The 20,787-nt window shown below is 62.6% G+C and carries 19 protein-coding genes and 1 tRNA gene; 11 read left to right on the top strand and 9 right to left on the bottom strand.

All coding sequences use genetic code 11. The annotated features are described in order from the left end of the window. Positions 1-28: 28 nt before the first annotated feature. The 4 genes from V1289_RS18520 to V1289_RS18505 form a co-directional block, all read right to left on the bottom strand. Positions 29-2,305 carry a beta strand repeat-containing protein gene (locus V1289_RS18520; protein WP_334398225.1) on the bottom strand — a complete coding sequence of 759 codons (2,277 nt, stop codon included), beginning with the start codon at positions 2,303-2,305 and terminating at the stop codon, positions 29-31. A 387-nt stretch (positions 2,306-2,692) separates the two neighbouring features. Continuing rightward, positions 2,693-3,493 (bottom strand): enoyl-CoA hydratase/isomerase family protein, encoded by an 801-nt coding sequence (locus V1289_RS18515; protein WP_074272699.1) that lies wholly within the window; start codon positions 3,491-3,493, stop codon positions 2,693-2,695. A gap of 41 nt (positions 3,494-3,534) precedes the next feature. Beyond that, a complete protein-coding gene (locus V1289_RS18510; RefSeq protein WP_334398224.1) occupies positions 3,535-4,695 on the bottom strand; it encodes an acyl-CoA dehydrogenase family protein in 1,161 nt (386 codons plus the stop codon). 31 nt (positions 4,696-4,726) lie between these two features. Continuing rightward, positions 4,727-5,791: an acyl-CoA dehydrogenase family protein gene (locus V1289_RS18505; protein WP_334398223.1), complete on the bottom strand. Its 1,065-nt coding sequence runs from the start codon at positions 5,789-5,791 to the stop codon at positions 4,727-4,729. 267 nt (positions 5,792-6,058) lie between these two features. On the opposite strand from V1289_RS18505, the gene V1289_RS18500 reads away from it, so the two are divergent. Continuing rightward, a complete protein-coding gene (locus tag V1289_RS18500; protein WP_074278003.1) occupies positions 6,059-6,841 on the top strand; it encodes an SDR family NAD(P)-dependent oxidoreductase in 783 nt (260 codons plus the stop codon). A gap of 105 nt (positions 6,842-6,946) precedes the next feature. Here V1289_RS18500 and V1289_RS18495 read toward each other — a convergent pair whose 3' ends face one another. Then, a complete protein-coding gene (locus V1289_RS18495; protein WP_334398222.1) occupies positions 6,947-7,231 on the bottom strand; it encodes a GlsB/YeaQ/YmgE family stress response membrane protein in 285 nt (94 codons plus the stop codon). A gap of 70 nt (positions 7,232-7,301) precedes the next feature. Then, on the bottom strand, positions 7,302-7,883 hold the full coding sequence (locus tag V1289_RS18490; protein WP_334398221.1) for a YidB family protein: 582 nt from the start codon (positions 7,881-7,883) through the stop codon (positions 7,302-7,304). A gap of 171 nt (positions 7,884-8,054) precedes the next feature. Here V1289_RS18490 and V1289_RS18485 point away from each other — a divergent pair, with 171 nt between their 5' ends. The 3 genes from V1289_RS18485 (at position 8,055) to V1289_RS18475 (ending at position 9,797) form a co-directional block, all read left to right on the top strand. Beyond that, complete coding sequence (locus tag V1289_RS18485) at positions 8,055-9,059, top strand: 2-dehydropantoate 2-reductase (RefSeq protein ID WP_334398220.1); 1,005 nt, start codon at positions 8,055-8,057, stop codon at positions 9,057-9,059. A gap of 73 nt (positions 9,060-9,132) precedes the next feature. After that, positions 9,133-9,354 carry a hypothetical protein gene (locus V1289_RS18480; RefSeq protein WP_334398219.1) on the top strand — a complete coding sequence of 74 codons (222 nt, stop codon included), beginning with the start codon at positions 9,133-9,135 and terminating at the stop codon, positions 9,352-9,354. Positions 9,355-9,380: 26 nt separating this feature from the next. Beyond that, a complete protein-coding gene (locus V1289_RS18475) occupies positions 9,381-9,797 on the top strand; it encodes a CAP domain-containing protein (protein ID WP_334398218.1) in 417 nt (138 codons plus the stop codon). A gap of 138 nt (positions 9,798-9,935) precedes the next feature. On the opposite strand, the gene V1289_RS18470 is transcribed toward V1289_RS18475, so the two are convergent. Next, complete coding sequence (locus tag V1289_RS18470) at positions 9,936-10,541, bottom strand: hypothetical protein (RefSeq protein WP_442896188.1); 606 nt, start codon at positions 10,539-10,541, stop codon at positions 9,936-9,938. A 449-nt stretch (positions 10,542-10,990) separates the two neighbouring features. Between V1289_RS18470 and V1289_RS18465 the strand changes: the two genes are divergently transcribed. After that, complete coding sequence (locus tag V1289_RS18465; RefSeq protein WP_334398215.1) at positions 10,991-11,581, top strand: sterol desaturase family protein; 591 nt, start codon at positions 10,991-10,993, stop codon at positions 11,579-11,581. 152 nt (positions 11,582-11,733) lie between these two features. Continuing rightward, positions 11,734-11,810, top strand: a tRNA-Arg gene (locus tag V1289_RS18460). A 16-nt stretch (positions 11,811-11,826) separates the two neighbouring features. Here V1289_RS18460 and V1289_RS18455 read toward each other — a convergent pair. After that, positions 11,827-12,789 (bottom strand): alpha/beta hydrolase, encoded by a 963-nt coding sequence (locus V1289_RS18455; protein WP_334398214.1) that lies wholly within the window; start codon positions 12,787-12,789, stop codon positions 11,827-11,829. A gap of 151 nt (positions 12,790-12,940) precedes the next feature. Here V1289_RS18455 and V1289_RS18450 point away from each other — a divergent pair, with 151 nt between their 5' ends. Further along, complete coding sequence (locus V1289_RS18450; RefSeq protein WP_334398212.1) at positions 12,941-13,735, top strand: enoyl-CoA hydratase/isomerase family protein; 795 nt, start codon at positions 12,941-12,943, stop codon at positions 13,733-13,735. A 17-nt stretch (positions 13,736-13,752) separates the two neighbouring features. On the opposite strand, the gene V1289_RS18445 is transcribed toward V1289_RS18450, so the two are convergent. Then, positions 13,753-14,841, bottom strand: a complete 1,089-nt coding sequence (locus V1289_RS18445; RefSeq protein ID WP_334398211.1) for a hypothetical protein — start codon at positions 14,839-14,841, stop codon at positions 13,753-13,755. Between the two features lie 295 nt (positions 14,842-15,136). On the opposite strand from V1289_RS18445, the gene V1289_RS18440 reads away from it, so the two are divergent. From V1289_RS18440 to V1289_RS18425, 4 genes are all read left to right on the top strand, one after another. Further along, entirely contained in the window at positions 15,137-16,852 is a 1,716-nt protein-coding gene (locus tag V1289_RS18440) for an alpha-keto acid decarboxylase family protein (RefSeq protein ID WP_334398210.1), read from the top strand. A 4-nt stretch (positions 16,853-16,856) separates the two neighbouring features. Further along, on the top strand, positions 16,857-18,857 hold the full coding sequence (locus tag V1289_RS18435) for a hypothetical protein (protein ID WP_334398209.1): 2,001 nt from the start codon (positions 16,857-16,859) through the stop codon (positions 18,855-18,857). Between the two features lie 241 nt (positions 18,858-19,098). Continuing rightward, a complete protein-coding gene (locus tag V1289_RS18430) occupies positions 19,099-19,341 on the top strand; it encodes a hypothetical protein (RefSeq protein ID WP_334398208.1) in 243 nt (80 codons plus the stop codon). A gap of 251 nt (positions 19,342-19,592) precedes the next feature. Further along, positions 19,593-20,783 (top strand): MFS transporter, encoded by a 1,191-nt coding sequence (locus tag V1289_RS18425; RefSeq protein ID WP_334398207.1) that lies wholly within the window; start codon positions 19,593-19,595, stop codon positions 20,781-20,783. Positions 20,784-20,787 lie beyond the last annotated feature (4 nt).

The raw sequence follows: 20,787 nt of genomic DNA, 5'->3' as shown, positions 1-20,787 counted from the left end.
CCCAAGGCCGGGACGACGCCTTTTCTCGTCACAACAGATGGAAATCCGAGGTGTGCAGCAGTGGAGACTCTGCGGACGGAACCGGAAGGCCTGCGTATCCGCCGGCCCCACTCACCACGTGGATCGCCACGGTGTCGGTATCCGTCTTCGGCCCGCCGCTTCCGCTGCTGCCGCCGTCGTTGCTGATCATGGTCAGCGTGTCGGTGCCGCCGAATCCCGTCTGGGCGACATAGACGAAATTATGCGCCGCACCCAGCGTGGCGTCGATCTGCGCGACACTGCCGACCAGCGTCACCGTGCCGGTCCCGCTGCCGCTGACGGCGGCGCCGCCGACGGATGCGAGTGTCAGCGTGCCGTGATCGACGTGAAGCGTGGCGGTCAGCGTCGTGGCGTCGGGGTCCGCGACAGAGAGTCCTGTGATCTCGAGCGCGACATGGGCGAACGTGTTCAACGGGCCTGGAACGGTGTTCACCGGCGGCTGATTGACGTGGTCGAAACGGAACGAATTGGCGGTCGCGATGGCGGTGCCGGGTGCGGGGTCCGTCATCGTTACCGTAATGGTGTCCTGCCCGGTGGTCGCATAGGTGTGGGTGCCGCTGACCGCGAATAATCCGTTGGATCCCGCGATCGTGCCCGCCGAGGTCGTTCCGTCGCCCCAGTCGATCGTTGCCAGGAAGTCGCTCGCCAAGGCGGCCGTGTCGGTGTCGGTGAACGTTGCGACTGTGGCGTTGGCGAGCGGCTGCCCCGAGACAGCGGTTAGCGTCGTACCCTGGCCGGCCAGAACATCGTGTTCGGCGACGGCGACCGGTCCCGAACTGGTGACGCTTGCATTGTCCGAGATGCGGGTGGTCGCGGTCACCGTGAAGCTGCCTTCATCGGCGTAGCTGTGTCCGCCTTCGATCGAGAACGCGCCGTTCGATCCCACGATCGACCCCGCCGAGGTCGTCCCGTCGCCCCAGTTGATGATCGCGGTGAAACCACCGGGCAGATCCGCCAGATTGCCGTCCAGAAAGCTCGCGACCACCGTGCCGGGCGCCAGCGCCACCCGCTCGGTGGCCGAATTCAGCACCTCCTGCCCGATCAATCCGATGGTGGCGGTGCCGGTGGCGTTCACGATGGCGGTGCCGGGTGCGGGGTCCGTCACCGTCACCGTGATGGTGTCCTGCCCCGCGTTCGCATAGGCGTGGCCGCCGCCGATGACCGCGAATGAGCCGTTCGAGCCCGTGATCGTGCCCGCCGAGATCGTTCCATCGCCCCAGTCGATCGTTGCGAGGAAGTCGCTCGCCAGTGCGGCGGTGTCGGTATCGGTGAATGTTGCGACCGTGACGTTATTGAGAACCTGCCCCGGATTGCCGGATATCGTCTTGCCCTGGGCAGCCAGCACGTCGTGTTCGATGACGGCGACGTCGCCGATGCTGGTGACGACCGTATTGTCCGAGGTGCGGGTGAGGGTCGTCGTCAGCGTGAAGTCGCCTTCATCGGCGTAGGTGTGCCCGCCACCCAGGATCGAGAATGATCCGTTCGACCCCACGACGGTGCCTGGTGAGGTCGTTCCGTCGCCCCAATCGATGACCGCGGTGAAACCACCAGCCAGATCCGCCAGATTGCCGTCGGTAATGCTGGCGACGACCGTGCCGGGCGCCGTAGCCACCTTCTCGGTGGCCGAAGTCAGCGACACCTGGGCGGCCAAGCCGATGTTGGCGGTGCCGATGGCGACCGTATTGGCGGAGCCGGGCGCTGTGTCCACCAGTGTCACCGTGATCGTGTCCTGTCCCGCGCTCGCATAAATGTGGCTGTCGTGGACCGCGAACGATCCGTTGGATCCCGTAATCGTGCCCGTCGTCGTGGCCGTTCCGTCGCCCCAATCGACGATGGCCTGAAAGTCGCCCGCCACGGCCGCCGTATCGGTGTCGGTGAATGTTGCGACCGTTACGTTATTGAGAAGCGACCCCGGGTTGCCTAATAGCGTCGTACCCTGGGCGGCCAGCACATCGTGTTCGGCGACGGCAATGTTTCCAGTGTCGGTGATGGTTGCATTGTCCGAGGCGCGAACGATGGTCGCGCTCAGCGTGAAGTTGCCTTCGTCGGAATAGCTGTGGCCGCCCAGCACCGAGAATGACCCGTTGGATCCGGTGATTGTGCCCGGCGAGGTCGATCCGTCGCCCCAGTCGATGGTCGCGGTGAAGCCGCTGAGTAAATCCGTGAAGTCGGTATCGGTAAAAGTGGCGACCTTGGTGGTGCTCGCCAGGGTCAGGCGTTCGGTAGCCGAAGCCAGCACGATGTGACCGGACAGGATTCCTGCCATCAAACTCTCCACACGCTAATATCAATGTCGTCTGCGACTATCAGAAGGCGCGTTCCAGAAAGGCGAGTCTCAGAAAGTTCGGCCAGGCGGGGCAAAAACGTCCCGCGGTCTCTACGATGCGAAAAGCATCGATCTATCCAAGCGAACAATCGCTGCGGCAAATTCCATGATGTGGGGCACACCCCACCAACGCCAGCACTTTAGCAGTCAAACGAGATCGCAAACAAGGTGTCTCGATGCCGTTCGATTGAGCACAACGAGCTTATTCCCCTACTTCGTTTGACGTAGGGGGTATTGTCATAGCCGAAGCGTCGCATTGGCGCATTGAAGAACGGCGGCCGGAGGTCGCCTATGGGGCACTTCTCCCGCAAGGGGAGAAGTAAAAACTCACCGCCCGCGGAAATTCGCGACGCGGCGCTCGGCGGTGGCTTTGACGCCTTCCTTGAAATCCTCGGTCGCGCGCAGTTTGGTTTGCTCGACGAGTTCGTGGTTGGTGGCGGCGAGCACGCGGTCGGCGAGGCCCGCGCGCATGGTGGCGCGGGTCGAGATCAGGCCGAGCGGCGAGCATTCGGCGATCTCGGCTGCAAGCTTCATCGCCTCGGCGCGAACCTGATCCTGCGGCACGCAGACATTGGCCAGGCCCATCCTCGTCGCCTCTTCGCCGGTGACGCGGCGGCTGGTGTAGAAGATCAGTTCCGCATTGTTCTTGCCGACCAGTTCGGGAAGCGTCGCCGTCAGCCCGAAGCCCGGATGAAATCCGAGTTTTGTAAAATTCGCGGCAAAGCGCGCTTCGGGGCAGGTGACACGGAAGTCGGCCGATACCGCAAGGCCGAGGCCGCCGCCGATGGCCGCGCCATGCACGGCCGCGACGATTGGCTTCTTGTTGCGGAAGATGCGGACGGCCTGGACGTAGAGGTGGTTGATCGGCAGGTTCGACGCCGGATCGGTCTTGGCCTTCTCTTCCTGCTCCTGCCGGGCAGGGTCGCCGAAATTGGCGCCGGCGCAGAACGCCTTGCCTTGGGCGGCGAGCACCGAGGCGCGGATCTCGATGTCCTTGTCGAATTCTTCCAGCGCGTCGGCGATCTGGTTGATCAGCGCGACGTCGAAGAAGTTCAGCGGGGGCTTTCGGATTTCGATCAGGCCGACATGGCCGTGCTTCTCGACGCCGATATCAGTATATTTGGTCATGAGGTTTCCTCGTTGAATTAGCGCAAACCGGGCCCGCGCGCCTAGCGCAAACCGAGCCCGCGGGCGATGATGCCGCGCAGCACTTCGGTGGTGCCGCCCTGGATCGTCAGCTTTGGCGCGGTCTTGATGGCGAACGACAATTGATTTTCCAGCGTCTCGTGGTTGGTCGCGTCCGCATCGACGAAGGCGGCGAGGTCGCGCACCCGATGCGGCAATTGCTGCTCCCACACCGTGCCGATGTCCTTGACGATGGAGGCTTCGACCACCGGCTCCTTGCCGGCCTGCAGCATGCCGGCGACCGAGACCGACATCCGCCGCATGGTGTGCAACTGCGCTACCAGTCGGCCGATGCCTTCGGCGCTGCGGGTATCCGGGTTCTTGCCGACCGCGCGGACCAGTTCGGTCAACACGTAATAGGTTTCGAGGAAACGCTCCGGGCCCGAGCGCTCATAAGCGAGCTCGGAGGTTGCCTGCTTCCAGGCGCCGTCGATTTCGCCGAGCACATGATCGTCGGGAACGAAATGGTCGGTAAACACCACTTCGTTGAATTCGTATTGCCCGGTGATCTGGCCGATCGGGTTCACCTGGATGCCCGGCTGCTTCATCTTGACCAGGAACTGGGTCAGGCCGTGGCGGCGGTTTTCCTTGGTCGACGGCGAGGTCCGGAAGATCGCGATCATGTAGTCGGCGATATGCGCCGACGAGGTCCAGATCTTGGTGCCGTTGATCAGATAGCCGCCGTCGGTCTTGGTCGCTCGTGTCTTGGCCGCGAACAGATCGGAGCCGGAATTCGGTTCGCTCATGCCGATCGCAAAGCAGACCTCGCCGCGGCAGATGCGCGGCAGGATGTCCATTTTGACGTGCTCGGGCGCGTATTTGAGCAGCACCGGGCCGCTCTGGCGGTCGGCGACGAAGAAGCGCCGGGTCGGCGCATTGGCGACGCGCATTTCCTCGGTGACCACATAGCGCTCGAGGAACGAGCGCTCATGGCCGCCATATTTCTTCGGCCAGGTCATGCCGAGCCAGCCGCGCTCGCCGACCTTGCGGGAAAATTCCGGCACGTCGGTGTCTTCGCGGTTGGGCTTGTGCGGATCGAAGGTGCCGGCGGCGATTTCCTCGGCGAGGAAGGCGCGCACTTCCTTGCGAAGTTTTTCGCATTCGGGCGGCAGGCGGATCGGATCGAAACGGAGGGCTGCGGTCATGATGGGTCTCGACTTCCAAATTTCGTGAATCTCAGCGCGAAGCCACCAGCGGCCACAATTCATCGGCGCCTCTGTTGGCCACGAGCTTGCCGAGCTCGACCGCCCAAAAACTCTCGGAGCCGAAATCGTCGCGCCATGCCAGTGCGCGCAGCGAATAGCGGTGCAGGATGTGCTCGATGGTGAAGCCGATCGCGCCGTGCACCTGGTGCGCGATGGCGCCGCCCTTCTCGGCCGCTTCCGCGCAGCGGATCTTGGCGGACGCGGCTTCGAGGAACACTTCGTCGTTGAACGAGGTGCTGTTGGCGATGGCATCCGCGGCCGAGGTGGCGGCAGCCAGCGCCGCCGCGGACTCGCCGGCAAGTCGCGCCAGATTGTGCTGGACGGCCTGGAATTTCGAGATCTTTTTCTCGAAGGCGACGCGCTCGTTGGAATAGCGCACGGAAATTTCCAGCATCGATTCCAGCGCGCCGGCGATCTGTAAGGAGCGCGCGACGCCGCCCATCAGCATCAGCTGGCTCTGGTCAAAACCCTTCGGCGCCGGCTTGATCGTGATCGGCTGCACCTTGTCTAGCGTCACGGTATCTGAGTGATCGCCGCCGAGATTGAGCCCGGCCTCGATCCGGCATTTGCCGGCCTCGACCAATGCGATCGAGAGGCCGCCGTTGCCGCTCGCCAGCACTGCGATATGTTTTGCAGCTTTGCCAAAGGGCACGCCGCGGGCACGGCCTGACAGGCTGCCGTCGGCATTGAGCGTGATGCGATCCTTCGGGCTCGCCGGTATCACCGTCATCTCGCCCTCGGGCGAAGAGATTTTGGCCTGCGCCAGCAGCCAGCCGGCCAGCATGGTCTCGGCCAGCGGCACGGCGACCGCGGAACGCCCGGCGGCGCTCAAGACGCTAAAACCTTCGGCCAGGCTTGCGCCGGAACCGCCGCAATCCTCCGGCACCCATGCCAGCGGCAATCCGGCTTCCGTCAGCGCCTGCCAGAGCGGTGCTCTCCACGCGCCCTTCTTGTCGTTGTTGATGGTTTGCGCGTCGGCGAGATCGGCGAAGATTTTCTCCGCGGTCTCGGCAACAATGTTCTCACTCTCCGCCACAGCGTTCCCCGATATTGATTTGGCACGCGTCAGGTCCGGCCGTTCCGCCGGCCCCAAGTGCGGTCTTTTCTTGCGCTCAATGATGCGGAAAAGCCATAGCCGTGACAAGCGCTGCCCGCAGGGCCGCTTGCGGGGGCGGCATGAGGCTCATCAGGCGATGAATAAATTCCGCATAGCGGAGTTTCGCGGATTTGCAGGGACTTGGCCGCGCGATATGGTATGCCACCGCGAGCGAAATTCAGCTCAAAACAACAAGAGGAAATGCGGATGTCGAAGGATGGTTTGTGCGCAATCGTAACGGGCTCGGCATCGGGTCTCGGAGCCGCGACCGCGGCGATATTGGCCAAGGGCGGCGCGCGCATCGTCGTCAACTATTCCAACAGCAAGGCCGAAGCGGAAGCCACCGCCGACCTCTGCCGCACCGCGGGCGCCGACGTCATCGTCGTGCAGGGCGATGTCTCCCGCGATGAGGATTGCAAGAAGATCGCCGCTGCCGCAGCACCCTTCGGGCGTCTCGACGTGCTGGTCAACAATGCCGGCACCACCAAGCACGTGCCGCACGGCGATCTCGATGGCCTGTCGGCGGAGGATTTTCAGCGCATCTATGCCGTCAACACCATCGGGCCGTACCAGATGATCCGCGCCGCGCGCGCGCAGCTTGAAGCTGGCGCCAAAGCGTCCGGACGGCCGTCCGCGGTGGTCAACGTGTCGTCGGTCGCGGGCATCTCCGGCGGCGGCTCGTCGGTGGCCTATGCCGCGAGCAAGGGCGCGCTCAACACCATCACGCTGTCGCTGTCGCGCGCGCTGGCACCCCTGATCCGCGTCAACACGGTTTGCCCCGGCTATATCGATACGCCCTGGTTCACCAAGGGGCGCGGCGAGGCGGGCGCGAAAGCGGTGCGCGATTCCGTTGTGGCGAAGGTGCCGCTGAAGGTGGCGTCGACCGCCGACGACATCGCCCAGCTCGTATGTTTCCTGGCGTCGCCGGCATCGAGCAACATGACCGGCGAAATCGTCCGCATGGATGCGGGAATGCATCTGGTGTTGTGAAACCGTCATTGCGAGCGAAGCGAAGCAATCCATAGTGCAACAAAGCAAGTGTGGATTGCTTCGTCGCTTCGCTCCTCGCAATGACGAGGGTTTGCGGTTACGCCGTCACTTGTTCATATCGGGAATCACGCCGCGGGCGACCAGCCGGTTCCAGATGAACAACACCACCAGCGCGCCGATGGTGGCGGTGATGAATCCGGCGCCCGTTGCCCCCTGACCTTCAGCGTAATACCCGAGTTTTTGGCCGACGTATGTCGCCAGCGCCGCACCGACGATACCAAGGATAGTGGTCAGCACGAACCCGGTGGGGTTATTCGGTCCTGGGGAGAGCATCCGCGCGATGATTCCTGCAACGAAGCCGACAATGATGACCCAGATAATGCCGCCCATGGCTGTCGTCCTTTTCAATGCCGCAATAACAACAATGCCGCGGCGCGAACGACGCCGCGGGCGTGAAACGTCAAATCCGGCCGGACAATTCGTTTTCGTCCGGCAGCCGTCCGTCCGGCGTCAGATGATTGACCGCGTCGGGCAGATATTGGCTGAGGCCCTTGAGCAATTCATCGCGCGACATGCCGCTTTGCGAGGACAGCTGGTCGATCTGATCGGCGCCCAGCGCGTTGGCGAGATCGCCCGGTGAAATCGGCTTGTTGGGACCGTTGCTCACCCAGGAGTTCGCGGTGTCGCCGTGGCCCTTCTGCTGGAGCTGATTGAGGAGATCGCCGAGGCCGCCGCTGATTACGCTGCCGGCCGCGCCGCCCGCGAGCAGTCCGCCCAATCCACCCTTGAGGACATCGCTGAGACCGCCGCCCATTCCGCCGGGCAGACCGGCAGTCACATTGCCGGGCGAGGGGGCAGGTGTTGGCGCCGGCGCCGCACCGGGCTGACCGGCGGTAAAATGCTTGACAGCCTTCCAGGCCAGCAACCCCAGGATGGCCATGGTCATCGGCGACATCCCGCCGTCGCTGCCGGATTGCGCGCTCGGAGTGCTCGGACCGCGCGGGCCGTTCTGCATGCCGTTGAGTACGTCGAGTAAACCCATTGTCGTCTCCTCCCGCGTACCAGCCCCGCCGGAAAACATAGAACCCGCCCATGACGGTTACAAGGCAGGCTCGGCCAAGCCCTTGCGCGTCGAAAGGTAGCGTCGATAGGCGGTTGGCGCCAACTCTGCTACCGATGCCGGTATGAGGTTGAACGGCACATGAATGCAGACTTGGCGAATGCAGACTTGGCGATTGGCGTGGCGGGGGCCGGCAGTATCGGCTGCTTCGTCGGCGGCATGCTGGCGGCCGCCGGGCGCAGCGTAGCGTTGCTGGCGCGGCCGCGCGTGATCGGGGAAATCCGGGCCGGCGGGCTGCGGCTGACGAGCTTTGAAGGTTTCGATCAAACGATTGCATCGAGCCGGCTCGCATTGTCGGATGATCCCTCCGTTTTTAGCGAAGTTGCCGCGGTGCTGGTCACGGTCAAAAGCGCGGATACAAGCGAGATGGCCGACCTCATTGCGAGACATGCTCCGGCCGATGTCGTCGTCGTCAGCCTGCAGAACGGCGTCGGCAATGTCGCGGTATTGCGCGACCGCCTGCCCGGCCGTCGCGTGCTCGGCGGCATGGTGCCGTTCAACGTGATTTCGATGGGCGAGGGCCGGTTTCACCGGTCGACCTCGGGCGACATCGTCATCGAAGCCGACGCGGCCGGTACGGCCGAAAGATTTTCGGTACCGGGCCTCCCTATGCGCGCGACCGACAACATCGACGGCGTGCAATGGGGCAAGCTGATCGTCAATCTCAACAACGCCCTCAATGCGCTGGCCGATATGCCGCTGCGCCGGCAACTGGCGCAGCGCGGCTGGCGCAGGCTGTTCGCCGACCAGATGGCCGAAGGACTGGCGGCGATCAGGGCGGAAGGCATCAAGCCGGTGTCGCCGACGCCGATCCCGGCGGGCTGGATGCCGCCGCTGCTGCGTCTGCCGGACACCATCTTCGAAGCATTGCTGGGGCGAACGATGAAGATCGATCCCGAGGCGCGCTCGTCGATGTGGGAAGATCTGCAGCGCGGCCGCCGCACCGAGATCGACTATCTGCAGGGCGTGATCACCGAAATCGCCGACCGGCGCGGGCTGCAAGCGCCGCTGTCGCGCCGCATCGTGGCGCTGATCAGGAAAGCCGAGGCGGACGGCAAGGGCTCGCCCGGCCTGACGCCGGAACAGATCAGGGCCTGAATTGCTGGTCGTGCCTTGAAATGGCAACGATCTGGGGCGACTTTCGCCCGATGCGGCGAACGGGAGAGACGAGATGAAACGAACTCGCGCAGCGCTTTTGGCCGTTGCCGCCCTCATCGGCGGGGTTGGTGTGGTCCCGGCCCATGCCGCGCCACCCACGGTGACGCCGTCGCCGGGCTATGACGCGCGGCTGCAGGAGCAACGGGCCGCCGCGCCGGCGACGGTCTATGAGCCGGCCGCGCCGGTCGTCAGACCGGTGGTGCGGCACCGCGCTAAGCACACCCACGCGCACTGATCCGGTCCACGCTCATGCGATTCCAGATGAGGCTGTTTCTCCTCGCGCTCGGTTTTGTTCTCGGCTTCGCGGCAACGGCGGACGCCGCCGATTATGCCGGCGCGATCAGCGCCTATCGCCGCGCCCATGGTTTTCCGTCGGTGAAGCTCGACGGCAAGCTCAACACGGTGGCGCTCAAACAGGCGCAGGCGATGGCCGCGTCCGGTTCCGTCAGCCACAGCGCCGCCGGCAGTTTTTCCTCGCGCGTGGCGCCGTTGCGCAAGTCGCGCGCCGCGGAAAATATCGGCGCAGGATTTTTGACGTTCGCCGAGATGCTGAAGGAGTGGGAAAATTCAGCCGGCCATCGCGAGAATCTGCTGTTACCGGGAATGCGCCGGGTCGGCGTCGCATCGGTCGACAATTCGCCCTACCGGAAATTCTGGGCGATGGTGATCACGGATTGACCCCACCGTCGTCATTCCGGGGCGCGCGTAGCGCGAGCTGAGATGTGCAATTGCACATCCGAGAATCCACACTCACGATCGTGGTTATGGATTCCGGGCCTGCGCCAAGAGGCGCATCCCGGAATGACGACGTTGGCGTCAGCCCCGCTTGCCCTTGCTCGGCGACGAAGTGAACAGCTTCTTCAAACCGTCGATTCCCTCCGAGAGCCACGGCCATTCGCAGGAGAACGAACTCTTTGCGCAGTTGGATGCCTTGATGCGCGCGGCCTGCTTGACCGGGCTCGCCACCGGCACCGGTATCTTTTCAGTCTCGGAGCGCAGGGACACCTGCTGCACGCTTTGCGGCACTTTCTGCGGCTGCGGCTGCGGCTGCTGCTGCTTGGCTACGAATGCCGCGGTGATGGTGCTGCGACGCTGGTTCTCCAGATAGACGGTGTATTGCTGGTCGATTTTCTTCTGCTCTTCCGGCGTCGGATTGGGACCGGCGATATCGAAGGTGCGGTCCTGCATGAAATCGTAATAGGTGTAGCCGCCGCCCGGCTTGCGGCGGCCGGCGAATTTGGCGTTGCATTCGGCCAGCGCCGCCGTCTTGTCTTGCTTGGTCGCGGCCTTCTCGGCCTTGTCGGCGCATTCCTCGAAATCGACCGGCGCGCTGCGCCACCATTGCGCCTGCGCGCGCAACGGCGTGAGCAGAGCGCATCCGGCGAGCGCGGCAACAGCAAGCGCAGATGGTCGCGAGGCGATCACGGACGAAAATTTCCTTTAGTGAGTTCCCAAGAAGCGAATCGAGAGAGGCGAATCGCAAGACACGAAGCTTGAGACACGAATTTGGCGGATTGTTGCCATTTTGGCCGGGCTTGTCACCCTGGAACCGGGCATTTTTCCCGCGCGGGTTACGCGCTTATATCCCGGATGTGACCGATGGAACATAGCCGCGCACCGTTGGAATTGTTGCGGAAATTCAAACGGACGACCCGCGAGCCTCAGCGGCGGGCGAGATCAGACCGAAACCGGCGCTGCGCCAAAAACGGAACTCATGGAACCCGTCGTGCTGGCGAGGCTGAAAAGTGTCGGGTAAAGCAATGGCAGGCAACGAGCGGTATTCAACAGTTCTTCAACAGTTCTTGGGTTGACCAAACCTGTTCGCTTGAATGGTCGATGGGGCGGAGGCGATACCAAAAAGGGCGCGGGGGATGATTTTCGTATTCGTTCGTCATGGCGGTGTCGCGGCGCTGCTGCTGGGCGTGGCGGCCGAAGCGCTGGCCTGGCTGTTCGGCGCCGTGGCGCTGCAACCCGTCATGATCGTGCTTGGCGCGCTGCTGTTCTATCTCAGCGAATACGGCATGCACCGTTTTGCCTTTCACGCAGCCCCGCTGTCATGGCCGCCGGCGCGCCGGCTGCAGCACCGTCTGCATTACGACCACCATGTCGAGCCGAACCGGCTGGATTTGCTGTTCCTGCCGCTCTGGTTCCTGGTGCCGAACCTCGCCGTCGCTGCCGGGCTGTTTGCGCTGGTGTTCGGGATCGAGGCCGCGGCCTCCGGCCTGCTCGGGATGATGCTGGCGATCCTGCATTACGAATGGGTGCACTACGTCGCGCATATTCCCTACCGGCCGCGCACGCGGCTGGGACGCTGGGTCAAGCAATACCACCTGCGTCATCATTTCATCAGCGAGAAGCACTGGTTCGGCGTCAGCAATCCCACGCTCGACGGCGTGTTCGGGACCTTTCGCGGCCCCGGCGCCAGCGAAAAAAGCGCGACGACGCGGAATCTCCATTCCTGATGACAGATCCGGCGGGACATGAAGGCTCGGCGGCGATTTTGTCCGCCCCTTGGAAGCGAGCCCGGTGACATTGTGGGCGTATTCAAAGGCTGGCGATCACGCTTCCGCTCTGGTATTTAGCTCGCAACACCCGCTCACTTAAGCGGGTTCGCGGTCCCGTAGCTCAGCCGGATAGAGCGACGGTTTCCTAAACCGTAGGTCGCATGTTCGAGTCATGCCGGGATCGCCATTTTCCACAACAGCTTCTACGCACCGCCTTCGAGCAGCGCCTTGAAATCGGCGCGGGCGCGTTGCGCCTCGCGCCTGGCGGTTTCCGAGGCCTCGCCGAGGCCGAAATAGCCGTGGATCAGGCCGGCGCCTTCGTAATATTTCGTCGCGACGCCGGCGGCGGCGAGTGCGTCGGCGTAGGCCTTGCCCTCGTCGCGCAACGGATCGAACCACGCCGTGCAGACGATCGCGGGCGCGAGACCGGCGAGATTTTTTGCGCGCAACGGCGAGACGCGCCAGTCGGTGCCCTGGCCGGTATGGCTAAGATAATGGCCGGCGAACCATTGCATCACCGCGCGCGACAGGAAATAACCTTCGGCGTTTTCCACGCGCGAGGGGAAGCGCGCATTCTGTTCGCGGTCCGCGTAATTGCCGGCGACGTCGGTGACGGGGTAGACCAGCAATTGCGCCGCGAGCCTGATGCCGGCGTCGCGGCAGGCGATCGCGCTCGCAGCGGCCAGATTGCCGCCCGCGCTGTCGCCGGCGACGCCGACGCGCGCGGCGTCACCGCCGAACTCGGCGATGCGTCCGACGATGTCCTTGACGGCGGCAAAGGCGTCCTCGAAGGCGCCGGGAAAGCGCGTCTCCGGCGGCCGCCGGTAGTCGACGGAGATCACGACGGCGCCGGTCTCGATCGCGAGCAGCCGCGCCTGCCGGTCATGGGTTTCGAGATCGCCGGCGACCCAGCCGCCGCCGTGGAAAAATACCACCGTCGGCGATTTCCCGTCGGCATTCCGGTAGACCCGTGCGGCGAGCGGACCGGCGGCGCCCTGCACCCTGGTATCGTTGGCGCTCCTCACCGCTGGCGGCGGTATCGCTGCGCGCGCCGCGGCGAGGGCGCGTAACGCATCGCGCGCGCTCTGCGGCGTCATTGTCGCGGGATCGCGCAGCGGCAGCAGCGGAATGATTTCGGCGATGACGGGATCGAGCGGCGTGATCATGCGGGTCCTCACAAAAGGCAACGGCGGCAGCATAGGGATCGCGTGCGGCGCCGGCAATTGCGGCCTGCCGCACATGCGTCTTGCGTTCTGGCTGGTTGCCTCGCGCCGGACAGAAGCGGAATATGAGGTTTGGTCGAAAGAGGAGAGTTGGATGCGATCCGAGTTTGAGACCATCGTCGTTAGCCGGTACGACGATCAAATCCTGCTTGTCACGCTCAATCGGCCGGACGTGTCCAATTCGCTGAATACGCGGATGGGCCTCGATCTCATGGAAGTGTTCGAAGCGCTCTCGATCGATCTGGAGGGCCTGCGCGCCGTAATCGTCACGGGCAGCGGCGAAAAGGCGTTTTGCGCCGGCGGAGATCTCAAGGAGCGCAACGGGATGACCGACCAAAGCTGGCAAGCGCAGCACGCGATCTTCGAGCGAATGGCGCGGGCGATCATGGGATGTCCGCTTCCCGTGCTCGCTGCGGTCAACGGCGCCGCCTATGGCGGCGGCTGCGAGATCGCCGCGGCTTGCGATTTCATCTACGCCGTCAGCCATGCGCGCTTTGCGTTGACGGAAGTGACGCTCGGAATCATACCGGGAACGGGTGGTACGCAGAACCTGGCCCGGGCGGTCGGCGAGCGCAGGGCGAAGGAGCTCATCCTTTCCGGCCTTCCCTTTACCGCCCTCGAGGCCGAAGCATGGGGGCTGGTCAATCGCGTCGTCGCACCCGAGGATCTTCTGGAGACCACGCTCGGCATCGCCCGGCGGATTGCCGCCAACGGGCCGATCGCGGTACGTCAGGCCAAGCAAGCCATCCATCGCGGCATGCAGATGTCGTTGTGGGACGGCCTGGCGTTCGAGATCGAGGCCTATAACCGTCTGGTTCCCACCGAAGACCGCCGCGAAGGGGTGCGGGCGTTCAACGAACGCCGCAAGCCGGTATTCCGGGGACGTTGAGCCGGGATGCGCGGCTGCTATTCGAAGCCGGGTGCAGGCTTTAGCCCGGCCGCTTTCACCGGTTTGCGCAAGCCGAGCTTAGCGAACTTCTGCTCCGACAGCCGATAGGCCTCGTCGTACACCTTGTTGCGCTCGACGAAATAGTTGAAATATCCCGCCGGCGTTTTCGGCTCGATTTCCACCAATTCGACTTTCTTGAATTTCGAATGGGTGATGAAGCCGTCTTCGATCAAATCGTTGATACGCCTGAGCGCGTCGACCTCGGCCTTGTAGCCGACCGAAAACCACATCTCGCACTGCCAATCCTGGACCTCGAACCAATTGCTCGGTGCCCTGCCGATCCAGGCATTCGCGAGCGGCCGCGCGACAAAGACGCGGTCGAAATTGTGCAGTTCAGAGACGATACAGGAGCGATGATAGGCGCCGTCCATCCTGCCGACGGGCATGTTCTGAAACCCGTACAGCGACAGCCACAAGGCGGATTTGACGCATTCCGCATCGATCGGATGAATTTCGGTCTCGGCGGTTTCATGAGATACATAGCGCATGTCAGTTTCGCGCGGATCCTGCTTCACCTCGGCGGCATGCCTGTTTTGGAAGGCCTTGTCCGGCGGCAGCGCCTTTCTCGCGGCGTCATTGCCGTAGAGAACGCCGGTTCCCTTGGCCAGGTCGTAGCTGTTGAAAACAACACCGGTCGCGCTTTCGTTGAATATATCGGCGACGGTTTGAAAGCATTTTTCGGGCCGGTCGGGCACATATTGCTGCGCGGGGAGGAAACGGTCGGCGAAGATTTCGATCGGGCTTTCCTTGAAATTCGGCAGCGAGGCGAACCTTGCAAACGCCTGCTGGTAGGCCGGTTTGAACACGCCGGGATAGCCGAACAACATCGTCTGGAGTTGGGCGACCGGATTGCCGTCCTGGCCGGGCGAGATCAGGCTTGCCCTTAGATCATCCGCGCCACGCAGCCAGTCCGCGAGCACGAGAATCTGTCCGCTGGTCGCGGTGACCAGTTCCGGCTGGATGCCCCACGCTTTGGCGGCGGCCAGGAATCCCGCGCCGTGGGCGTTGAACCCGCCGAGGCCGGCCAGGGCAAATGCGGTGCTCATCGAACCTCGCTGAGCCGTTAATGTCGGTCTCGATACTGTATGTCGCACCAACAATGCAAAACAAGGCCGCACCTCGATCCGCTCCAGGTCGGATCGATGAAATTTCGTGCAAGTCTCGCAAGACGCGATTCGCCCGCAGCATCCGCTCCCTGCGCAAAACGGATTTGTGAATTTACCCACACATACGCATAACAATTTTTAGTTGTATTGCTGAAAGACACCTAGCAAGATGACGGGCGCTGCGCCGGCGCACGGACATACATCGGCCTGTCGGCGCGGGCGGGCGGGGAGCGAAATGACACAACAGCCATTTACGGTCGCAGATTATCTCCTCACCCGATTGAAACAGCTTGACGTCACCGAGGTCTTTCAAATCCCGGGTGACTACGTCAAGCATTTCACCCAGGCGCTGGAGCATTTCCCCGGCGTCAATGCCATCGGCGCCATCAACGAACTCGATGCGGCCTACGCCGCCGACGCCTACGGGCGCACGCGCGGCTTAGGCGCCGTATCGTTGCAATATGGCGTCAGTACTTTCAGTGCGCTCAATGCGATTGCCGGGGCTTACGTTGAATTTAGCCCGGTGGTGGTGATCAGCGCGACGCCCGGCGCCGACGCAAGGCAGATCACCAGGATGTACGACGTGCTCTATCACCATTCCACCGGCAATTTGCCGGCCGACCAGGAGGTGTACCGGCAGGTCACCGTGGCGGCCGAGACGCTCAGCACGTCGGTCGGCGCGCCCGAGAAGATCGACAATCTGCTGATTGCCGCGATCACCTACAAGCGGCCGGTCTACATCGAATGTTACAAGGAAGTCTGGGGTGAGCCGTGTCTGAAACCGTCCGACGACGTGTTGCAGCCGCTCACGTTCAAGAGCGAACCGCTGGCGCTTGAAAATGCCGTCACCGCGGCCTGGGCGCAAATCACCGTCGCGAAAGATCCGATGATTTTTGCCGGTGTCGAGGTGCTTCGTCACGGCCTGTCGGATCTGCTGCAGCAAATCATCGATGCCAGCGGATTCCTCTACACCACCACCACGCTCGGCAAGACGGTGCTGGATGAAAAGGGCAACAAGTTCATCGGCACCTATTCCGACGCCGCCTCGATCCAGAGCGTGCGCGACCTCGTCGTGCAAGCCGATTGCTTCCTGACCTTGGGCGCGATCATTACCGACGATTATCTGTGGTTCATCGAAAACAAATATGCCGACATGGTGTTGGCCACCACGGAACAGATACGGGTGGGCTATTTCATCTTCGAAGGCGTCACCATGAAGGATTTCATGGAAGCCTTGCTGGCGCGCTTCAAGAACACCAAAGGCTATCCGCTTTCGACGATAGCGCCGCCCCCGCCTCCCTATCCTGAGCCGTGGGCTTCCAATTCGGATCCGCATTGGAATGACAAGCCCGAGACCATCACCTACAACCGCTTCTTCCAGCACTCGATGAAGTTCCTGCACGACAACAACATGCTGGATCAGATCGTGATGACCTATGGTGTCAGTTCGGCGCTGTATGTGGCGACCAACGCCTACGGCCTGTCGCAGGGCAGCTTCATCGGATCGGCGGCGTGGCAGTGCATCGGCTTCGAGACCGGAGCAGCGTCGGGCGCGCAGTTCGGCAGCGGCAAGCGGGCCTGGACCGTCGCCGGAGACGGCGGTTTCATGATGGTCTGCCAGTCGCTGTCGACGCTGGCCAGAAACAAGCTCAACGCCGTCATGTTCGTGATGAGCAACGCGGTCTACGCCATCGAGCAGGTCTACGTCGACATCACCGCCTTTGAATCCGGTCCCGAACATAAGTTCGATACCTTCGATATCCTGCCCAAATGGGACTATCTCGCTTTGGCCAAGGCGTTCGGCGCCAAGGGCTATCGCGTGACGACCGTCAGCGAACTGAACGCAGTGCTGCAGGAACTCAAGAAGCCGACCGACCTGCCTTCATTGGTCGAAGTCGTCATCCCCGAAAAGGACCTGCCCAGACAGATGCTCCGGCTTGGAGTGGAGTGAAATCATGGCGAAAACCTATTCGATCTTCGGTGCCGGCGCGTCCGGGCTTTATACCGCGTGGCGGTTGCTGGACGGCACGGTGGCCGGCGAGAAGGGCAAGGCGAAGCAGCTCGGCAAGGGCGACGTCCTCGAACTCTACGACTGGGGCAAGTACGATTTCTCGAAAGAATATCCGGGAAGCCGCGCCGCCGGCGCGCGCGTCTGCACCTGGCATTATAAGGACGACGAGAAGAACGCCTATCTGGAATTGGGCGGGATGCGCTATTCGGACTGGAACGGGGATAATGGCGGCGAGGCCGGTGGACACCGGGTGGTCACGACCGTGATCAAGCAGATGGGCCTCGACAAATATTCGGTGCCCTTCAACGAATCGACCAATCCGCTGTTCTACCTGCGCACCAAGAACATGTATCTCAACGCCATCACCTCGGCCAACCCCGCGCCGTATTACGTCGATCATTACGGCGCCGACGATTCGCCCGACAACGGCTTCAACACGGTGGAGAGTCTGGCCGGGACCCAGAAGACGCTGCCGCAGACCCGGGCTGCGTGGTGTGAGTTCTATCAGAACGGCCGCATAGCCGTGGACTTGCCGGAATCGTCGGTGTTCCAGCGCGGCGAACTATTCAAGGACATCGGCTACTGGAATCTGATGTTCGACCAGTTGGGCTCGGAAGGCTACGGCTATACGGCCGACGGCAACGGTTACACCTCCAACGTCATCAACTGGAATTCCGCCGTTGCGCTGCAGTCCAACAACGAATTTACCCCTGGCACCGAATACAAGACGCTCACGACGGGCTATTCCGGTATCTTCACCGCCTTGTTCGATGCGATCGTGAAACTGGCAAAGGAAAAGGGTATCAGTTTCGAATACCACCCCGATACGAGGCTGCATTCGATCCTGAAAATCGGCAATGCGACCCGTTATTCCATCGCCACCCGCAAGAGCCCGAACAAGAAATCGGCTACCAAAACCACGGACGCGGCGTGGTTGGCGATGCCGCGCCACGCCATCGATCTGGTGGCGCAGGCCACCCGCTACGAGGACCACGAGGGCCTCGACGTTCTCAATCACCAGAAAGTACAGCTCTATCTGGAGTCGGCGATCATGCAGCCGTCTTATAAGGTGGGCATGTTCTTCGATCACCAATGGTGGACCGATACGACGAATCCGGCGCTGCAATATCCGGCGCCGATCGAGAGCTACGAAGTCACGCTGGCCGTGCTTGATCGACTGGCCAAGGGAGGCTTTCCCGCCAACTATATCGCTGCGATGAAGAACAAGGATAACGCAGTTCTCGAAACGCCGTACGCTTCAGTGCCCAGCTTCATCCAGGCCGTCGAACACGCCATCCGGGAGCGCCTCACCGTGAAGCAGGAAGAGCAATTGCTCGCGGCGGCCGTTCGCAACACCATCGGGCCGAGCGTGACCGATACGCCGATTCGCCAGGTGGTCTATTTCGGCAACAACGCGCGCGATCAAGCCGTGGCGCCGGTCTATGGCCTGCTCGCCAGTTACGACGACGAGATGTACACCGATTTCTGGAAAGAGCTCGAACTCGGGCCGGACACCAACCGGAAAGTCCCGATTTCGGAGGATACCCAGCCGCTGGAAGGCCCGCGCAAGGCGCCGCCCGTCATGGTGAAAATGCTGCGCCAGCAACTGGCGGCCATTCATTTCGGGCCGCAATCGGATTTCAGCTTCGTGCCGGAACCGCTGGAAACGCGTTACATGGACTGGTCATTGCCGCCCTTCGGCGCCGGTTACCACGCCTATGCCGCGCACTACAATATTTGCGATGTGCAGCAGAAGATCCGCAAACCCTCGCAATTGATCGACGGTGCCGACGCCGACATCTTCATCGTCGGTGAAGCCTATTCGAACGATCAGGCCTGGGTGGAAGGCGCGTTTTGCACGGCCGAGTCGGTGCTGAACGATTTTTTCGGAATCGTCCCAATTATCGACAACAAGAATTATCCGTTCATTTGCCCGACGCGTTGAGCCGTGGCGCAAGTCTATTACGCCACGCAGGCACGGGGCAGGGCAGCCGTGAAACCCGAAAGGCGAGAACCCGGCTGAATTTTCCGAAATTGCCGTTTCTTAAATTGCGACCGAATCTCTCAAGCAAATTGGAGCCTGCGCTTGATACGCTGATACCCCATTTGGTTGGTTATCCCTGGAGACCGAGCGCAGGGAACAGCCGGCTCGGCCATCCATTACTCCTCATCCAGGGAGCGGTGCGATGCGTGAGCTGGCCGCGATGGATCGGGCGCTTGATGAGTTGCTGGTGCAGCTCGGAGGGATCGTCTTGCGACTGTCCAGTCCGCAGCTGACGAAAAGCGGGGAAGAGCGGCGCGCGCTCGCGCGATCGGTCAATCAATATTCCATTTGTGCGGCGAGTTCGGACGATCCCCGCGTCCAACGGCTCAAGCTAGAACTCCAGGACACCCTGAAGCCTCGATTGCGGCTGGTTGCCAGCAGATAATCGTCGATCGCCGATAAAATCGAGATCGCCGCAAGTCGCCTCCAGCATCGAATCTTCGACGCAAGACGATTGACTTGTCTTGTAACTTGTCCAGAGTTGACGCCGAAGGCAGGTCTGCTATCTTAGCGAGCGTTGTTGAAGAGTGACCATCTTGTAGTTGCCGGTGACGGCGAACAGCAAATGCTGTTATTCGCCGAAATTCGTCGGCGGAACTCGTACCGTTGCAGGTCCGTTTGGTTGGGACGATACGAGTGTTCAGCAGGCAATTCACCGTTGGCGCTTTGGCCCTAGGCAATTTTATTGTCGGTCTCAGCATCCTTCTGCCGACGGGAATGTTGGCGGATCTGGCGTCCGGTCTCGGCGTCCCGATCGGGACCGTGGGGCTGTTGATCAGTCTTGGCGCCATCGTCGTCTGCCTGTCGCCGCCCTTTGTGGCCTGGCTCACCAGCCGCTTCGACCGGCGCCTGCTGTTGAGTGCGATATTGCTGTGGCTTGCGCTCGGCCATTTCGCTTCCGCGTTCGCACCCGGTTACGCAAGCCTGTTGGGGATTCGCCTGGCAATGCTCGCTTTCGCCGGTGCCTTTACGTCGCTCGCAGCCGGTACCGCGGCGCTGTTGGGCTCGGATGACCAGCGCGCCTCGCTGATCGCGTCGGTCCTGCTTGGCTGGGCGCTTGCGATCGCCGTCGGATTGCCGTTGATTTCGGTGACGGCGCCGCTGATCGGCTGGCGAGAGACCTACGGCCTGATCGGCGCGCTCGCGGCAGCGGGCTTTCTTGCCCTTCTGCTCGCCATGCCGAGCGGGCTCAAGGGCGCTCCGGTGATTTTTGCGACCTGGCGGGCGGTCTGCCGCAGCCGGCAATTGCTGCTGCTGTTGTTGATCACCTGCCTGCTGGCCGCCGGGCAACTCGTCGTCATCGCGTTCGTCGGACCGCTGTTGACGCAATTCACCGGTGCGACACCGCACGGGATCGCGATCGTGTTCATGCTGTTCGGCGCGATGACGCTCGTCGGCAATGTTGCCGCCGCTCAGCTCGTCAAGGGATGGGGCGCGTTCAAGACGTCAGCCGTTTTCATGGTCTGCATCGTTGCCGGCGCCGCATTATGGGCCGCCGGTACCGGTCTCTATCCCCTGATGGCCGCGGGCGCCGCGATCTGGGGTCTCGGCTTTGCCGCCGCGAGCGCGATGCAGCAAGTAAGGCTGATTGCGACGGCGCCCAGGCTCTCGACCGCCTCGGTCGCGATCAACAACACGGCGCTGTATCTCGGCCAGGCTATCGGCTCCGGAATAGGCAGCGTGCTGTTTACCCGGGGGCAATCCGATATCATGGGCTTCGTTGCGCTGGCCCTGGTCGCTTCGGCTTTCGGCGTGCTGTGGTTGACGCGGTTCGCGCCGGAGGAGTGCGGAGAAGGTTTTGTCGAGGCGTCACCGCAGTTCGATTGACGTC

Origin of the sequence: Bradyrhizobium sp. AZCC 2289 (assembly GCF_036924615.1) — a bacterium.
Lineage (GTDB): Bacteria > Pseudomonadota > Alphaproteobacteria > Rhizobiales > Xanthobacteraceae > Bradyrhizobium.
Note: the sequence above shows the minus strand (reverse complement) of the source record. Positions and strands in the feature narration are given on the sequence as shown.